This window comes from Kineosporia succinea (assembly GCF_030811555.1).
Lineage (GTDB): Bacteria > Actinomycetota > Actinomycetes > Actinomycetales > Kineosporiaceae > Kineosporia > Kineosporia succinea.
On the sequence record NZ_JAUSQZ010000001.1, the window covers coordinates 132,920 to 149,748 of the forward strand.

General features: G+C 71.6%; 15 protein-coding genes and 1 pseudogene. 8 read left to right on the top strand and 8 right to left on the bottom strand.

Annotated features, from left to right (window positions below):
• Positions 1–16 precede the first annotated feature (16 nt).
• Complete coding sequence (gene yicI, locus J2S57_RS00650) at positions 17–2,281, top strand: alpha-xylosidase (protein WP_307236834.1); 2,265 nt, start codon at positions 17–19, stop codon at positions 2,279–2,281.
• A 60-nt stretch (positions 2,282–2,341) separates the two neighbouring features.
• Positions 2,342–3,406: a LacI family DNA-binding transcriptional regulator gene (locus J2S57_RS00655; RefSeq protein WP_307236836.1), complete on the top strand. Its 1,065-nt coding sequence runs from the start codon at positions 2,342–2,344 to the stop codon at positions 3,404–3,406.
• Here J2S57_RS00655 and J2S57_RS00660 read toward each other — a convergent pair.
• A complete protein-coding gene (locus J2S57_RS00660) occupies positions 3,396–3,563 on the bottom strand; it encodes a hypothetical protein (RefSeq protein WP_307236840.1) in 168 nt (55 codons plus the stop codon). The two genes, J2S57_RS00655 and J2S57_RS00660, sit on opposite strands and share 11 nt — an antisense overlap.
• Before the next feature lie 51 nt (positions 3,564–3,614).
• On the opposite strand from J2S57_RS00660, the gene J2S57_RS00665 reads away from it, so the two are divergent.
• The 4 genes from J2S57_RS00665 (at position 3,615) to J2S57_RS00680 (ending at position 6,333) form a co-directional block, all read left to right on the top strand.
• Complete coding sequence (locus tag J2S57_RS00665) at positions 3,615–3,782, top strand: hypothetical protein (RefSeq protein ID WP_307236843.1); 168 nt, start codon at positions 3,615–3,617, stop codon at positions 3,780–3,782.
• A 308-nt stretch (positions 3,783–4,090) separates the two neighbouring features.
• On the top strand, positions 4,091–4,915 hold the full coding sequence (locus tag J2S57_RS00670) for an amino acid ABC transporter substrate-binding protein (protein ID WP_307236847.1): 825 nt from the start codon (positions 4,091–4,093) through the stop codon (positions 4,913–4,915).
• A gap of 6 nt (positions 4,916–4,921) precedes the next feature.
• Positions 4,922–5,590 (top strand): amino acid ABC transporter permease, encoded by a 669-nt coding sequence (locus tag J2S57_RS00675; RefSeq protein WP_307236851.1) that lies wholly within the window; start codon positions 4,922–4,924, stop codon positions 5,588–5,590.
• A complete protein-coding gene (locus J2S57_RS00680; RefSeq protein WP_307236854.1) occupies positions 5,587–6,333 on the top strand; it encodes an amino acid ABC transporter ATP-binding protein in 747 nt (248 codons plus the stop codon). Before J2S57_RS00675 ends, J2S57_RS00680 begins: the two co-directional genes overlap by 4 nt.
• 12 nt (positions 6,334–6,345) lie before the next feature.
• Here the strand turns inward: J2S57_RS00680 and J2S57_RS00685 are convergent, their stop codons facing one another.
• On the bottom strand, positions 6,346–7,017 hold the full coding sequence (locus J2S57_RS00685; protein WP_307236857.1) for an MBL fold metallo-hydrolase: 672 nt from the start codon (positions 7,015–7,017) through the stop codon (positions 6,346–6,348).
• Between the two features lie 142 nt (positions 7,018–7,159).
• Here J2S57_RS00685 and J2S57_RS00690 point away from each other — a divergent pair.
• Positions 7,160–8,202: pseudogene (locus J2S57_RS00690) on the top strand (FAD-dependent oxidoreductase).
• Between the two features lie 5 nt (positions 8,203–8,207).
• Here J2S57_RS00690 and J2S57_RS00695 read toward each other — a convergent pair.
• The 4 genes from J2S57_RS00695 to speB all read right to left on the bottom strand — a co-directional run bounded on the left by J2S57_RS00695 (position 8,208) and on the right by speB (position 12,753).
• Positions 8,208–9,080, bottom strand: a complete 873-nt coding sequence (locus J2S57_RS00695) for a CAP domain-containing protein (protein ID WP_307236866.1) — start codon at positions 9,078–9,080, stop codon at positions 8,208–8,210.
• Positions 9,081–9,251: 171 nt separating this feature from the next.
• Positions 9,252–10,340 (bottom strand): alcohol dehydrogenase catalytic domain-containing protein, encoded by a 1,089-nt coding sequence (locus J2S57_RS00700; protein ID WP_307236868.1) that lies wholly within the window; start codon positions 10,338–10,340, stop codon positions 9,252–9,254.
• Complete coding sequence (locus J2S57_RS00705) at positions 10,337–11,779, bottom strand: APC family permease (protein ID WP_307236871.1); 1,443 nt, start codon at positions 11,777–11,779, stop codon at positions 10,337–10,339. Before J2S57_RS00705 ends, J2S57_RS00700 begins: the two co-directional genes overlap by 4 nt.
• On the bottom strand, positions 11,776–12,753 hold the full coding sequence (gene speB, locus J2S57_RS00710) for an agmatinase (RefSeq protein ID WP_307236874.1): 978 nt from the start codon (positions 12,751–12,753) through the stop codon (positions 11,776–11,778). Before speB ends, J2S57_RS00705 begins: the two co-directional genes overlap by 4 nt.
• Positions 12,754–12,838: 85 nt before the next feature.
• On the opposite strand from speB, the gene J2S57_RS00715 reads away from it, so the two are divergent.
• On the top strand, positions 12,839–14,350 hold the full coding sequence (locus J2S57_RS00715) for a PucR family transcriptional regulator (protein ID WP_307236877.1): 1,512 nt from the start codon (positions 12,839–12,841) through the stop codon (positions 14,348–14,350).
• A gap of 174 nt (positions 14,351–14,524) precedes the next feature.
• On the opposite strand, the gene J2S57_RS00720 is transcribed toward J2S57_RS00715, so the two are convergent.
• On the bottom strand, positions 14,525–15,715 hold the full coding sequence (locus tag J2S57_RS00720) for a nitronate monooxygenase (protein WP_307236880.1): 1,191 nt from the start codon (positions 15,713–15,715) through the stop codon (positions 14,525–14,527).
• On the bottom strand, positions 15,712–16,779 hold the full coding sequence (locus J2S57_RS00725) for a class-II aminoacyl-tRNA synthetase family protein (protein WP_307236883.1): 1,068 nt from the start codon (positions 16,777–16,779) through the stop codon (positions 15,712–15,714). The genes J2S57_RS00720 and J2S57_RS00725 overlap by 4 nt, the downstream gene beginning before the upstream one ends.
• Between the last annotated feature and the right edge of the window lie 50 nt (positions 16,780–16,829).

Below are 16,829 nucleotides of genomic sequence, written 5' to 3' on the forward strand. Positions count from 1 at the left end.
AAGGGCCGATCCATCCATGAAGTTCACCGACGGCTTCTGGCGAATCCGCGACGGCGTGGAAGCCCTGTACGCCCGCGAGGTGTACGACCTGGAGAGCACCGCGACGCAGCTCGTGATCACCGGCGCCACGCGGGTCGTGAACCACCGCGGCGACACGCTCAACGCCCCCACCCTGACCGTGACGCTCGACTCCCCCGCCGAGGACGTCGTGCGCGTGCGGGTGGAGCACCACAGGGGAGCCCGTCCGCCGCAGCGGTTCGACCTCGACGAGACCGCGAAGGGGACCGCCGAGATCGACGGCGACCACGGCGTCCTCAGGTCAGGCACCCTGGAGGCCCGGGTCACCAGGGGCACCCCCTGGAACCTCACGTTCGCCCAGAACGGGAAGATCCTGACCCGCAGCGGCCACCGGTCGCTGGGGCTGATGCGGCACGAGGGCCGCACCTACGTGCACGAGCAGCTCGAGCTGGGCGTGGGCGAGACCATCTACGGCCTGGGCGAGCGCTTCGGCCCGCTGGTGAAGAACGGCCAGAGCGTGGACATCTGGAACGAGGACGGCGGTACGTCGAGCGAGCAGGCGTACAAGAACGTGCCGTTCTTCGTCTCCAGCGGGGGTTACGGCGTGCTGGTCAACGACGCCGGCCGGGTCTCGTTCGAGATCGGCTCGGAATCGGTCGAGCGCACGCAGTTCTCGGTGCCCGGTGAGGTGCTGGAGTACCTGGTCATCGGCGGCCCCACCCCGAAGGACGTGCTCGACCGCTACACCGCGCTCACCGGTCGCCCGGCGCAGGTGCCGGCCTGGAGCTACGGCACCTGGCTGAGCACGAGCTTCACCACGGACTACCGCGAGGAGACCGTCAACCACTTCGTCGACGGCATGAAGGACCGCGGGATCCCGCTCAGCGTCTTCCATTTCGACTGCTTCTGGATGCGCGAGTTCAGCTGGACCGACTTCACCTGGGACCCGCGGGTGTTCCCCGACCCGGTCGGCATGCTGAGCCGCCTGCGGGAGAAGGACGTGCGGGTCTGCGTCTGGATCAACCCCTACATCGCCCAGCGCGCCGGGATCTTCGACGAGGCGGACGAAAAGGGTTACCTGCTCAAGAAGAAGGACGGCACCACGTTCCAGTGGGACCTGTGGCAGGCCGGGATGGGCCTGGTCGACTTCACCAACCCGGACGCGGTGGCCTGGTACCAGGGGCATCTGCGCCGGCTGCTGAGCGAGGGCGTCGACGCCTTCAAGACCGACTTCGGCGAGCGGGTCCCCACCGACGTGGTGTACCACAACGGCGCCGACCCGGAGAGCATGCACAACTTCTACACGCAGCTCTACAACCGGGCCGTCTTCGAGGTGCTGGAAGAGGTCAGGGGACGCGGCGAGGCCGTCGTGTTCGCGCGCTCGGCGACCACGGGCGGTCAGCAGTTCCCGGTGCACTGGGGTGGTGACAGCACGGCCTCCTACGTCTCGATGGCCGAGACCCTCCGCGGCGGGCTGAGTATCGGCCTGTCCGGGTTCGGGTTGTGGAGCCACGACATCGGCGGGTTCGAGGGCACGCCCGACGTCACCCTGTTCAAGCGGTGGACGGCGTTCGGCATGCTGTCGAGCCACAGCCGGTTCCACGGGAGCGGCTCGTACCGGGTGCCGTGGCTGGTCGACGACGACGACGCCACGGATCTCGGCGCGGCGGCCGTGGCCCGCAGGTTCGGGAAGCTGAAAGCCCGCCTGGCGCCGTATCTTCTGCGGGCGGGCCGGGAGGCGCACGATCGGGGCACACCGGTGATGCGGCCGATGCTGCTGGAGTTCCCCGGCGATCCGGCGGTGGCCTACCTCGACCGGCAGTACCTCCTGGGGCCCGATCTGCTGGTGGCGCCGGTGTTCACGCCCGACGGCACGGTCGACTACTACCTGCCCGAGGGCCGGTGGGTGAGTCTGCTGACCGGTGAGGGCGTCGAGGGTGGACGGTGGGTCCAGGAGCGTCATGAGGTGGACTCCCTGCCCCTCCTGGTGCGGCCGGGGGGCGTGATCCCGCTCGGCGCGCGCGACGACCGTCCCGACACCGAGCACCTCGACGGGCTGACGCTGCTGGTCAACCCGGGTGCCGACGACGGCTGGGAGCGGACGGTGGATATCCTCGACCCCCGTGGCGACCTGGCGACCTTCACCGTGCGCACGGAGAACGGCCGCGTCACGGCCCACTCCGACGTCCGCGACGGCTGGGGTCTGGCCCGGCCCGGCGGCGAGCGGGTGGCCGCACAGGACGGGACCGCGGTTGTCGACTGAACCGTCACCGGCCGAGCGGTCGCGGGCCGGGCGGACCCCGGCCGGCCCGGGGGGCCTTCGGTGAGCGCCGATCCGCCGAAGGCCCGGCGCCCGACGATCTACGACGTGGCCAAGGAGGCCGGGGTCTCGCACCAGACGGTCGCGATGGTGCTGCGGGGTCAGGGCAAGTTCCGTCCGGAGACGCTGAAGCGGGTGTCGGCGGCGATCGAGACGCTGCGGTACCGGCCGAACAACGCCGCGCGGGCCCTGGCCACGAGCAGCGCCAACCGGATCGGGGCGCTGGTGTTCGAGCTGACCGAGGTCGGCCCGAGCAAGACGGTGCAGGGCGCCAGCCTGCGCGCCGCCGAGGCCGGCTACCTGCTCGAGATCGTCAGCCTGCCGCTCGACGAGCACCTGCGCGAGCAGATGGGTGACAGCGGCGCGATCGGGCGGGCCCTGGGCCTGCTCGACCGCGCCGACGTCGCCGGGATCCTGGCGTTCGCCCCCGTCGACCCCCTGCTCGCGACCCGGGCGGCGACTCCGGACGCGGCGTTCGGGCCGGTGAGTGTTCCTCTCGTCATGGAGCTGGAACCGGACCCGGCCCACGGGCGCACGCTCAGCGACCGCGGGATGTCGCTGGTGGCCGACCATCTCGTCGGCCTGGGGCACACCCGGATCGCCTACCTGGGCGGGTCGGTGACCTGGGTGGCGGCCCGGCGGCGCAGCGAGGCCGTGCGCGGGGCGCTGGCCCGGCACGGTCTCGAGGTGACGACGGAGCTGACCGGTGACTGGTCGGCGGCCTCCGGCGCCCAGGCGGTGCGCGACCTGGGCCGCCCCGCGCTGGAGGAGGTCACGGCCATCATCTGCGGCAACGACCAGATGGCGCTGGGCGCGCTGCTGGCCCTCGACGAGCACGGCATCGACGTGCCCGGGCAGATGAGCGTGACCGGGTTCGACGGGATCCCCGAAAGTGGTTTCCTGCGGCCGCCCCTGACCACCGTGAAGGTGGACTACGCCTCGCACGGCCGCCGTCTGGTGGAGACGCTGCTCAACCGGCTGGGGCAGCCGGCCGAGCTGACCACCGCCGACGACACCGAGTTCCTGGCCCGGGCCAGCACCGCCCCGCCCGGAAGGCTCAGGAGCTGAACTTCTCCCGGCCCGCGAGCGCCGAGGACACCAGATCGTCCTCGGGCAGCGGGGTTCCGGAGGCGACCGCCGCCGTCCACTGCCCCACCGTGCCGACCGCCGCGACGCCGGCGTTCGGCAGCGTCATCAGGGTGGGGTGGAGGTCGGCGGCGGGCACGCGCCCGAGGCGTCCTGGAGGATCTCGGCGCGGTACATCGAGGGGCCGGTGGTGAACGCGGACACGGACGCCCCGATCGCCGAGGTGCCCACCCGGGCGCTGGGCCATCCGGACGAACCGCTGCCCCTGGGGGATCTCGCCGCGCGGGCCACGATAGCCCGCCGTAACTTCGTTCGCAGGTTCCGGGAGGCCACCGGGCCGACGCCGGCCGCTGGGTGACCGACCGGCGGCCGGACGAGGCGAGGCGGTTGCCGGAGACGACCGACTGGGCGGTCGACCGGGTCGCCCACCACGGCGGTCCCGGCAGCCCGGTGCCCCTGCGGCAGCCCTTCACGGCGCGTTTCGGCACGTCACCGGCGGGGTACCGGCGCTCGTTCCGGGACCGGCCGGGCCACATCACGTCAAAGCAACGGTTTGACCCCACCCAAGAACGACCCGCAACCTCTGGTTAACCTCAGACGAGTTCACAAGCGTTCGACAGGCTCGATAATTTGCACCTTGTCTGTCGACTAGGAAGGGTATGTCCGATGATCAGCAAGAGGTTCCTCGCCGTCTCCGCGGCCGCACTCATGACCCTGGGTCTGGCCGCCTGCGGCAGTGACTCGGACAGTTCGGGTGACGCCGGCGCCGGCGGCAAGGAGCCGCTGAAGGTCGGCACCGAGGGCACCTACGCGCCCTTCACGTTCCACGACACCGCCGACGGCAACAAGCTCACCGGCTACGACGTCGAGGTGGTCGAGGCGGTCGCCGCCAAGCTCGGCCGCGAGGTCGAGTTCTCCGAGACCACCTGGGACACGATCTTCGCGGGCCTGGAGGCCAAGCGCTTCGACGTGGTGGCCAACCAGGTCACGATCAACCCCGAGCGCGAGGCCAAGTACAGCTTCTCCCAGCCGTACACCGACTCGGTCGGCGTGATCGTCACCCGCTCCGACGACTCCTCGATCACCACCGCGGCCGACCTCAAGGGCAAGACCGCCGCCCAGTCGTCCACCAGCAGCTTCGGTACGGCCGCCAAGGACGCCGGGGCGAACGTGGAGGCGGTCGAGGGCTTCAGCCAGGCGATCCCGCTGCTCAAGCAGAAGCGCGTCGACGTCACCCTGAACGACAGCCTGGCCGTGCTCAACTACCTCACCGAGAGCGGCGACAAGGACGTCAAGATCGCCGGCGAGATCGGCGACCCGACGCAGCAGGCCTTCGCCTTCCGCAAGGACAGCGAGCTGCCCGCCGAGTTCGACAAGGCGCTGAACGAACTGCGCGCCGACGGCACGCTGGCCAAGATCTCCGAGAAGTACTTCGGCAAGGACGTCTCCGGCGCCGGCGCCGAGAGCTCCCCGAGCCCGTCCGCGAGCTGATCCCTCGTGGAGGAGTCCAAGGTCGAGCTGATCCGCAGCTCGCTCGGGCCGCTGCTGGAGGGGATGGTCAAGGGGACCATCCCCCTCACGGCGATCAGCTTCGTGCTGGGGATCCTGCTCGCACTGGTGGTGGCGCTGATGCGGCTGTCACCGATCTGGCCGATCTCCGCGATCGCCCGGTTCTACGTCTCGGTGATCCGCGGAACGCCGCTGCTGGTGCAGCTTCTCATCATCTTCTACGGCCTGCCGGAGATCGGTGCGACGATCGACCCGTACCCGAGCGCCGTCATCGCGTTCACCCTGAACGTGGGCGGGTACGCCTCGGAGATCATCCGCGCGGCCATCGTCTCGGTGCCGCGCGGGCAGTGGGAGGCGGCCTCGACCGTCGGCATGAACTACCCGACGACCCTGCGGCGGATCATCCTGCCGCAGGCCACCCGGGTCGCCGTGCCGCCGCTGTCGAACACGCTGATCTCGCTGGTGAAGGACACCTCGCTGGCCTCGACCATCCTGGTCACCGAGACGATGCGCAAGGCCGCCGAGATCGCCGGGCCGACCTTCGAGTTCTTCACCCTGTACATGGTGGCCGCCGCCTACTACTGGGTGGTCTGCCTGGTTCTCTCCTTCGCCCAGACCCGCCTGGAGACCCGACTCGATCGGTACGTGGCCACATGAGCCTTCTCGAAGTGACCGGCCTGAACAAGGCGTTCGGCGACAACCACGTGCTGCGCGGCATCGACCTGACCGTGCCCACCGGCTCGGTGACGGTGCTCATCGGCCCGTCCGGCTCGGGCAAGACCACGGTGCTGCGCTCGCTCAACGCCCTCGAGATCCCCGACGCCGGCACGGTGCGGATCGGGGACGTGAGCGTCGACTTCACGGCGAAGCCGGACCGCCGTCAGATCACGAAACTGCGCGCGCAGAGCGGGATGGTGTTCCAGAGCCACAACCTGTTCCCGCACCTGAGCGTGCTGCGCAACGTGATGGAGGGCCCGGTGGTGGTGCAGAGGCGCCCGGTCGCCGAGGTCCGTTCCGAGGCACTGGAGCTGCTGCGGCGGGTCGGCCTGTCCGAGAAGGCCGAGCAGTACCCGCACCAGCTCTCCGGCGGTCAGCAGCAGCGCGTCGGCATCGCCCGGGCCCTGGCGATCAAGCCGCGGCTCATGCTGTTCGACGAGCCCACCTCGGCCCTCGACCCGGAGCTCGTGGGCGAGGTGCTGACCGTGATGAAAGACCTGGCCGCCGACGGCTGGACCATGGTCGTGGTCACCCACGAGATGCGGTTCGCCCGGCAGGTCGCCGACCAGGTGCTGTTCCTCGACGGCGGGGTGGTCGCCGAGCGCGGCACCCCGGCCGAGGTGCTCGACCATCCGCGCGAGGAACGCACGCAACGGTTCCTGCACCGCCTGACCGACCTGTAGAAACCGTTCGGGCTAGAGGCCGTTCAGCGCGGGTTCCCCGTGGCCGAAGCAGGCGATGCGCACGTTGCCCAGCTCCTGCTGGCGGCGCATCGACTGCCCGGCCCGGGCCGGGTCGGAGTTGAAGACCCCCAGCATCACGTCACCTCCGGGGCCGCGGGCGACCGTGTCGCCGGTGAAGAGCACCCCGTGCTCCGGCAGGTGCAGCGCGATGCTGCCGGGGGTGTGCCCGGGCACCTCGAGCACGTGCGCACCGCCCGCGAACGGCAGCACGTCGCCCTCGGCCAGCTCCCGGTCGACCCGGGCCGCCGGGACCGCAACCGACGGCATCCCGGCGTGCACGTCATTCCAGAGCTGTTGCTCCCAGCCGGACAGCACCGGAACCGGCGGCTGCGCGAGACCCCGCACCACCGCGGCGTCGGCCGCGTGCGCACACACCTCGACAGCACCCCAGCCCGCGATCGCGGCGGCCCCACCCGCGTGGTCCTCGTGGCCGTGGGTCAGAACCAGATGGTGGACGTCGGTGAGCTCGGCTCCCAGAGCCCGCACGGCGGAACCGATCCCGGCCTCGCTGCCGGGGAGCCCGGAGTCGATCACGGCCACCCCCTCGGCGTCGTGCCAGAGGTAGACGTGCCCGACCGGGAACCGCAGGAAAGCCAGGTTCGGGGTGAGCTCGACGAGATCCATGCCGGCGACGTTAGCTCTCCGGACCGGCCGCGGGGCCGGACTCTGCCGCCGGCAGAACCGGATGCGGAGATTCCGGTCACAACCGTGGCCGACGACGCCGCCGCACGGAATACCGGCCCGGGCCCCACCCTTCACTCATCGTGTGAGAAGGGTTTCGGTGGTGGTGATCGGGGCCGGTCAGGCCGGGCTGTCGGCGGCCTACCACCTGAAGCGGCGGGGCACCCACTCGTTCGTGGTGCTCGACGCCGAACCGGCTCCCGGCGGGGCCTGGCGGCACCGGTGGGAATCGCTGACCATGACCACCGTCAACGGCATCTTCGACCTGCCCGGCTTCCCGAGCCCGCCCATCGACGCGGACGAGCCCAGCCGCGTCGCGGTGCCGCGCTACTTCGCGGCGTTCGAGGAAGCGAACGATCTTCCGATCCAGCGGCCGGTGCGGGTTTCCGAGGTGCGGCGCAACGGCGCCGGCTACTGGATCGGCACCGACCACGGCACCTGGCTCGCCGACGGGATCATCAACGCCACCGGCACCTGGACCAACCCCACGCTGCCGCCCCACCCCGGCCGGGAGACCTTCACCGGCCGGCAGCTGCACACCAGCGACTACGTCTCGGCCGCCGAGTTCAGCGGGCAGCGCGTGGCGGTGGTCGGTGGGGGCATCTCGGCGCTCGAGCAGCTGGAGGAGATCTCCCGGGACGCGGCCACGTTCTGGTACACCCGCCGCGAACCGGTGTTCCGTGAGGGCGCTTTCGAGCCGGAGGAGGCCGGGCGCGAGACGATCGCCAAGGTGGTCGCCGACGTCGAGGCGGGAAGGCCCACCGGCAGCGTGGTCTCGTACACCGGGCTGATCTGGACGCCCTACGCTCTCGCGGCGAGGGAACGGGGTGTGCTGCGGCGCCGGCCCATGTTCACCGCGATCGAGCCGACCGGGGTGCGGGAGGCCGACGGGTCGTTCACACCGGTCGACGTCATCCTCTGGGCCACCGGCTTCCGCCCGGCCCTGAAACACCTGGAACCGCTGGGGCTCCGCAACGACCGGGCGGGATCCGGCTCCGGGGAACCGAGGTCGAACCCGGTCTGCACCTCATCGGTTTCGGCCCGTCCCAGTCGACCGTGGGGGCCAACCGGGCGGGCCGGGCCGCGGTCAGTGCCCTGACGAAACACCTGGCACTGACCGCGGTCTGACGACGTCACTTGCGGGGCGAACCGAAGTCCTGCACCCAGTACTGGCCGTAGTCGGCGCCGCTACCGGCCGCGTAGCCCACGCCCAGCTCGGTCAGGCCGCAGTTGAGGATGTTGGCCTTGTGCCCGGCCGAGTTCATCCAGCCCTTCATCACGGCCTCGGGCGTCGACTGCCCGGCCGCGATGTTCTCCGCGGCCCCCGACCAGATGTACCCGGCCGCGGTCATCCGGTCGAACGGGCTGGTGCCGTCCTGGCTCTCGTGGCTGAAGTAGTTGTTCTTCAGCATGTCCTCGGCGTGGTCCTGGGCCGCCTTGGTCAGCGCGGTGCTGGCCTTCAGCTCGACCTTGCAGCCGTTCGCCGCGCGCTCCTTGTTGGTCAGCGCGAGCACCTCGGCCTGGAACTTCTCGGTCTGGGTGCCCCCCGTCGACGGGGACGTGGTCGTGCCGCCGGACGGCGAGGTGGTCGTGGTGTCGCTGGGCTCGGTCGTGTCGCTGGGCCCGGTCGTGTCCGACGGCCCGGTCGTGTCGCTCGGCCCGGTCGTGTCCGAGGGCTCGCTGGTGTCGGAGGGCTCGCTGGTCGGGGCCGTGGTGGTCGGGCTCGTGGTCGGGGTGCCGTGCCCGTGCCCGTGGCCGTGACGGTGCTTGCGGCGGTGCTGCCTGACCTCCTGGGCGTCCGGCGAGGTGGCGCCGGCGGTCGGCTCCTCGGTCGTGGACGCGCCGGGTTCGGTGATGGTGGTGTTGTCCGAGACCGGGGCGGCGTTGGCGGCGCCACCGTTGGCCCACGGGGTGCACGCGAACGCGGCTCCGGTTCCTCCGACGATGACAGCGGTGACGCCGGCGATGAGCACCGGCCGGACCTTCTGATGACGTGTCAGGGACATGGCCGCGATGTCTAGCACGATCGCGGATTAAGGCGTTCTCATGCTCCGAGGGGCGTGCGGGCCCCTCGGAGCACGCGTGGGGCGATGTCTCAAGGTCCGCCGCAGCGCACCGTTATGGCAGGGTGTTCGGTGGGTTAATCCAGCGGTCCGAAGATTTTTCGCTGAACTGCCTCAGGGCCGCAGAACAGTCCGCAACCCCGCGCCCGCCCGCAGGTCCGCGAAAGCCCGTTCCACGTCGTCCAGCGTTCCGCCCGAACCGACGAGCCGGGACAGCGGCAACCGGCCGGAGCGGTGAAGCGCTGCGATGCGCGGGAAGTCGACCGAGGGAACGCTGGAGCCGTAGTTGCAGCCCAGCACCGAGATGCCGCGGTCGGCCAGGTCGAACGGGTTCAGCGAGACGCTGGCGTCGAAGCCGGTCATGCCCACGATCACGGCCTGGCCCCCGGCCCGCAGCAGGCCCGGCATCGACTCGATCGTCGGCACCCGGCCGATCGCCTCGAACACGTGGTGCGCACCGCCGGTGATCTCCAGGACGCGCTCGGCGAGCGCCGGGTCGTCACCGCGAAGCGTGTGCGTGGCACCCAGTTCCGAGGCCAGTTCCAGACGCGGTCCGGAAAGGTCCACGGCGACAATCGGATCCGCGCCGACCAGGGCGAGCCCGAGCACCGCGGCCTGACCGACGCCTCCGACCCCGATCACCACGCCGGACTCCCCCGGCCGCACGCCGGCCGTGTTCGTCACCGCGCCGACCCCCGTCGTGACCGCGCAGCCGATGAGCGAGGCGACGTCGAGGGGGACGTCGTCGGCGACGGTGATCGCGGCCGCCTCGGGCACCACGACGTACTCGGAGAAGGTGCCGACGCCGAGGAAGGGCAGCACGTCCTCGGCGTAGGGCGTGGAACCGTCGGGAAGCGTGTTGGCGGTGGCCGTGGTGTTGGCGCACAGCCAGGCCCGTCCGGCCGCACACGCGTCGCAGCGGCGGCACGGGGCGAACCACGAGAGGACGACGTGGTCACCGACGCGGACGTCGCGCACGAGCGGTCCCACGGCCTCCACGACGCCGGCGCCCTCGTGACCGAGCACCAGGGGCGTGTCCACGGGCCAGTCGCCGTCGACGATGTGCAGGTCGGAGTGGCAGACGCCGGTCGCGACGATCTTCACCTGTACCTGGTCGGCGACCGGTTCGGCGAGGGTGAGGGTCTGCAGCTGGGTCTTCCGCGTGGCCGGGTCGAAGACCACGGCCCGGGTCGGCAGGCTCATCGGGACTCCTCGAGTTCGGCGAACGATTCACTGGTGGCCACGCGCAGGTGCGGGCGGGCCACGACCAGGTAGATCACGCCGATCACGGTCAGCGCGGAGAACACCGTGACCACGGCCCAGACCACGATCCAGGGGGCACCCGGCGCGGCCAGACAGGCGCGCGGCCAGGCCACGTTGATCGCCTCGAACACGAGCCAGATCACGGCGATCACGTTGAGCACGAGCCCCTTGCGGCCGAGCTTCAGCGCACCGGCGGCCGGGTTCCAGCGGCCGGACAGCCGGGCCCGCAGCGCGGTGGCGGTCACGATCAGGAAGACGATGTAGAAGCCGCCGGAACCGAACGCGATCAGGGTTCCGGCCGCGTCCCCGTTCAGGCCGAGCAGCAGGCCGAGGGCCGCGAGCACGGTGGTGACCCACAGCGCCACGTGCGGCACCTTGCGGGCGCTGACCCGGCGCAGCACGTGCGACGCGGGCAGCATGCCGTCGCGGGCCATGCCGTACATGGCGCGGCCGATGTAGGTGAGGATCGACACCGCGCAGGCGATGAAGGCCACGAGAACCACGGCCACGAAGGGCTTGCCGGCCCAGGCGCCGAACGCCTCGACCACGGCCGCGTAGACCGGGTCGATCGTCTCGCCGCTCTCGGCCGCCGCCACGTCACCGTACGACAGGGTGACCGACAGGCCGGTCAGCAGCACGACGAGACCCACCGAGGTGAGCGAGCGCAGGATCGCGCGGGGCACCTCGCGCTGCGGGTCGACGGTCTCCTCGGACACCTGTGAGCAGGCGTCGAAACCCAGGAAGGCCCAGCCGCCGACCGCGAGCGCGGCCAGGAACCCGGCGAAACCGCCACCGTTGGAGGGACCTTCGAAGAGCAGTGAGAGGTCGTGGTTGCGGAAGAAGAGCAGCAGGGCGATCGAGATGCCCACGGAGGCAACCGCTTCGGCCGCGATACCGGCGTTGAGGAACCACTTGAGCGGGTTCACACCCAACTGGTTCAGGGCGACCGCGAGCAGCAGGAGAGCCACTCCACACGCGACCCGACCGCCCGAGGAGAGCACCTCGTCCGTGAACAGCGACCACAGCCAGGGCGCGCCCAGGTAGGCGACCGTGGTGAGGGACGCGATCGCGGAGGCCAGGTAGAGGAAACCGGTGAACCAGCCCGTGCGGTCACCGGCGAGGCGGCGCACCCACTGGTAGCAGCCGCCGGCGATCGGCCACTGCGAGGCCAGTTCGGCGTACACGGTGGCGACGGTCAGCTGGAGCACCAGCACCAGGGGGATCAGCCAGACCCACGACGGGCCGGCGGTGACGTAGCCGAGCGAGACCACGGCGTAGATGCCGACGACCGGGGAGATCGTGGCGAAGCCGATGGAGAAGGTGGACCACAGGCTGAGGCCGCGCTGGAGTTCCTGCGCGTAGCCGGTGTCTTGCGTCATTGCTCGACACCCTTCCGGTTCCGTTGGGTGGCGCGGTTGACGGAGAGCAGGCTGACCAGGTCGTAGGCGACGTGTGAGGCCGCGACAGAGGTGATGTCGGCGTGGTCGTAGGCCGGGGCGACCTCGACGACGTCCGCGCCGATCAGGTCGGAGCCGTTCAGCCCGCGCAGGATCTCCAGCAGTTCGCGGGAGGTGAGCCCTCCGGCCTCCGGGGTGCCGGTGCCGGGTGCGTGGGCGGGGTCGAGCACGTCGATGTCGATCGAGACGTAGAGGGGGCGTTCGCCGATGCGGCTCCTCAGCCTGCCGACGACCTCGTCGACGCCCTGGCGCATGACGTCGGCGGAGGTGACGATGCCGAAGCCGAGGCGCTGGTCGTCGGTGAGGTCGGCCTTGCCGTAGAGCGGGCCGCGGGTGCCGACGTGACTCAGGGCCTCGGTGTCGACGATCCCCTCCTCCACGGCGCGGCGGAACGGGGTGCCGTGGGTGTACGGCTCGCCGAAGTAGGTGTCCCAGGTGTCGAGGTGAGCGTCGAAGTGCAGGAGCGCGACCGGACCGTGGCGCTGGGCGACGGCGCGCAGCAGGGGCAGGGACAGGGTGTGGTCGCCGCCGATCGTGACCACCGCGGCGCCGGTGTCCATCAGGGCGCCGACCTGTTCCTGCACGGTCTCGACGGCCTCGCCGATGTCGAACGGGTTGACCGCGATGTCCCCGGCGTCGACGACCTGGGTGGTGGCGAACGGGGAGACGTCGAGGCCCGGATGGTAGGGGCGCAGCAGGCGGCTGGTCTCGCGCACCGCGGACGGGGCGAAGCGGGCGCCGGGACGGTAGGAGACGCCGGAGTCGAACGGGATGCCGACCACGGCGATGTCGGCGCTCGGGACCTCGTCGAGGCGGGGAAGACGGGCGAAGGTGGCGGGCCCGGCGAAGCGCGGTACTCGGGAGGAGTCGACGGGACCTTTCGGCGTTTCGGTCACAGAAGTCCTTTTCCCTTGGGCCGTCCGGGCCTTTCGCGGACGGCTGCGCTTGACCATAAGGTCACCGCCCGGCCATGGTCACGGGATGTTCCGACCCAACGGGGGCCCTACCCGGGATGCTTCGTCCCCGGCCGCACCCCCTTCACCCGAGACCGTCTCGCTGGCCGCCCTGACCGGTCTGGACCTCACGTGGCTGACCGGCTCCGAGGCCCGGGTCCGGTGGGCTCACGTCAGCGAGCTGGAAGACCCCGCGCCCTACCTGGCCGGGGGTGAGCTGCTGCTGACGGCGGGGCGGAACCTGCCGCACGACGAGCCCGCCGTCCTGGACGCCTATGTGGCCTCGCTGGCGGGCGCCGGGGTGGCCGCGATCGGGTTCGGGCTGGCGCCGGTGCACGCGCAGGTGCCCGCGCTGCTGGTGAAGGCCTGCGAGAAGCACGGCCTGCCGCTGGTGGCGGTGCCGGAGCGGACGCCGTTCCTGGCGGTGAGTCAGGCCGTGGCCGACGCGCTGGAGCAGCAGCGTTCCGACCAGCGGCGGGTGGCTTCCGAGGCGCAGGGGCGGATCACCCGGGCCGCGCTGCGGGGTCAGCCGCGGGTGCCGGCGGTGCTGGCCGAGCTCGCGACGGCGATCGGGGGCTGGGCCGTGCTGCTCGACGCCACCGGCCGTCCGGTGCACCACTCCCCCGGCGCTCCCGATCCGACGCTCGACACGTTGCGGCTCGCCGTGCGGCTCGCGCAGGGATCGGGCCCGCGCAGTGCGACCGACGTGATCGGCGGCGTGCACATCGACCTGCACCCGGTGGACTCGGCGCAGTCGCACCGGCACGTGCTCCTGCTGGGCCGCGACACCCCGCTGACCGCCGCCGACCGCACGGTGCGGGCGGTCGGGGTGGGGCTGCTGGCGTTGCTGGCGGACTCCGAACGCACGGCGGGCGGTACCCAGAACCGGCTGCTGACCAGGCTTCTCACCGAAGGGCCGGAGCTGTCGCCGCACAGCGCGCGGTTGTTGCGCACGCTGGTGCCCGAAGGGCCGGTGCGGGTGCTGCGGGCGGCGCGCACCTCGATGCCCGAGGGGGAGCCGGTGTCGATGGCGGACGAGCTGCGCACCTCACTCGTGGACGTCACCGACGACGATCTGGTCGCGGTGGTGCCCGCGCAGCTGGGGGTCGAGGAGCTGTCCGGGTTGCACGTGCGGACGGGGTGGCTGGCGGCGCTGAGTCGTCCGGTGCCGCTGGCACAGGTGTCGGACGCCGATCAGGAGGCCCGCCGTCTGCTGGAACGGGCCGTGGTGGCCGGGGAACCGCTGGTGGGACGCTCGGCCGGGTCGGGGGTGGGCACGCTGGTCGACCGGTCGATGGCGGAGGCCTGGGCCGGCGAGCTGCTCGGGCCGCTGGTGCCGGTCGAGGGGGGCGAGCTGCTCGGCCTGCTGCGGGTCTTCCTGACGCACCACGGCAGCTGGGACGCGACGGCCCGCGCCACCGGCCTGCACCGCAACAGCGTGCGGCACCGGATCGCCCGGGTGGAACGGCTTCTGGAGACCGACCTGGGCGATCCGGCGGTGCGGGCGGATCTGTGGCTGGCGCTGGCCTGGCACGCCTAGGACGCCTGGCACGCCTTGGCGCCTGGCACGCCTGGCACGCCTTGGCACCTGGCACGCCTTGGCACCTGGCACGCCTTGGCACCTGGCACGCCTTGGCACCTGGCACGCCTTGGCGCCTGGGGCGCCTGGGGCCTGTCGCCGGGAGCCCTCACCTACACCTGGTCCACACCTCGCCTACACCTGGTCGAAGAAGTTCTCCTGGATGGCGTTGAGGGTGCGGAACTGGTCGACGGACAGCTTCTCCGGATCGATCTCGCGGCCCATCACGTCTTCGAGCAGCAGGATGAACTCCATGAAGCTGAGCGAGTCGAGCAGCCGGGTCTCGATCAGGTCGAGGTCGGGCGGGATGGCCTCGGTGCGGCCGGTGCGCTCCTTGAGCCAGTCGGTGACGTGCTCGATCATGCTGTCTCCCTGGGGGTTCTGGTCGAACCGGGCCAGAACGGCCTGCACCGAGGCCGCCTCCGTCACCCGGTCGCAGGATTCGCCGCAGTAGAGCGCCATCTCGTCGATCGCGCCCTGGGTGAGCACCGAGGGGGTGGCGGCGCTGTAGCGGGCGACGGGCAGCCGCCGGCCGTCGACGGTGGTGATGGCGATGAACGACGCGCGGTGCCGGTGCTTCGCCCGGGTCGTGGCGTTGGCGAGCACGCGATGCCGGCGGCCCGGCCATCCGATGTCGAAAACGCTGGTGACGGTGGTGCTGTCGGCGCTCGCCTCGAGCACCCTTCGTTTGAACAGCGGATGCGCGTCGGACTCCTCGGTGGGCACGAAGAGCGTGCCGGCCAGGGCTCCGTCGGCTCCACCGGCCCGGGCCCTCTGCAGGTCGGCGGGAGTCGCGATGCCACCCGCCACCGCCAGCACGGCCCGGGGATGGCGGGCCCGTACGCGCCGCAGCAGCTCGTCACGGCTGCTGTTGCCGAGCAGGTGCCCACCGGCCTCGGTGCCCTGCAGCACCACCACGTCGGTGCCCAGGTTCACGGCCCGGTCGGCGTCGGTGACGGTGCCGACCTGCACCACCACCGGATGCCCGACCGCCCGCGCCGCCCGGATCGTGGGCACGTCGGGCAGGCCGAAGAACGTGACGAAACCATTGTCGGGCAGCGCCTTCACCGCCATCTCGACCTGCTGGTGCGCGGTCTGAGCGCCCACCACCTCGGGGATCACGTTGATCCCGAAGGGCGCGGTGGTGGACGCGGCGGTCGCCTCCACCACCTCCGTCACCCGGGGCACGGAGAGCTTGTAGAGACCGAGCACACCCCCGGCCCCGGCGCTGGACACCGCCGCCGCCAGACGCGGACCGGCGACACCGCCCATGCCCGCCTGGATCAGGGGGATGCGCAGGCCGAGGACGCGGCACAGGGCGTTCACCGGAGGGCACTTCGCGACTCGGCGGCGGGCAGGTCGCCCGGGCGGAGCTCGGGCAGGAGCGGCTCCCCCGGCGCGGGCAGGTCGCCCGGGCGGAGCTCGGGCAGGAGCGGCTCCCCCGGCGCGGGCCGCTCGGATGCCTGCGCGTCATCATCGGTCGGTGGGGGCTCTGCCGCCGATTCCTCGTCGGCCGCACGCAGCACGGCGGTGCGGGCGGCCTCGAGGTCTCCCTCGAAGGTGGCCGTCAGCACGCCCACCCACCTCTCCAGGCCGAAGGCCACACACCCGGTGACGGCCGGCACTCCCCCGGCCGTGATGCGGCAGCGCTCACCGAAGAAGTTGCGGTGGTAGTTCATCGAGGCGATGGCGGTGCCGTCGAGCGAGACGTACTCCTCCTTGACCGGCTCGACCTTCTGGAAGAACGCACGCGACCCGCCGGCCTGGAAGAACGGGTCGGTGGCGGGCTGCCGCTCGGTCCGGACGCCGAGCTGCCGCAGGAACCGGGTGAGCCGCTCGTGGTGCCGGGTCAGGTGCGCCCGCACGACCTCGGTGGTGCCGACGCAGACGATCTCGCGCATGGTGAAACCCCAGAGGCGGCGCAGGCCGTCGTAACGCTCTTCGTTGCGGAAGCAGTGCGCGGCCGTGGTGACGTGACGCGGCCCGTCGAGCTCGGTGTCGCGCAGGTGCAGGTAGACGCTGTAGCAGGCCGCGGACGGCAGCAGGTACCCCGCGTCGGTGAGGTCGGCCGCCGGGAGGCTCCCGACGTGCTGCGCCGCGCTGTACGTCTCCAGTTTCTCGGGCCGGAGCCTCGAGGTGGCCACACCCAGGTGCGGGAAGTTCTGGAAGTAGTCGAGCGAGTGCAGGTCGGCCGCCGACAGCACCGGAGGGAAGGTCTGGTGCTCGGCCCCGGCCTCGAGACCCCAGCGCAGGAACGTGTCGTCGAGCGTTCGCAGCAGCGCGGTGGCCGGGCCGTCGAGAAAGGCGAGGCCCGCGGCCGGCCGGCCGCCGCCCGCATCCCCGCGCGCGTGCCCGTGCCCCCGGTCGCCGCCGCCCACATCTCCGCGCACGTTCCCGTCACCTCCGTCGCCGCCCCCCGCATCCCCGCGCACGTTCCCGT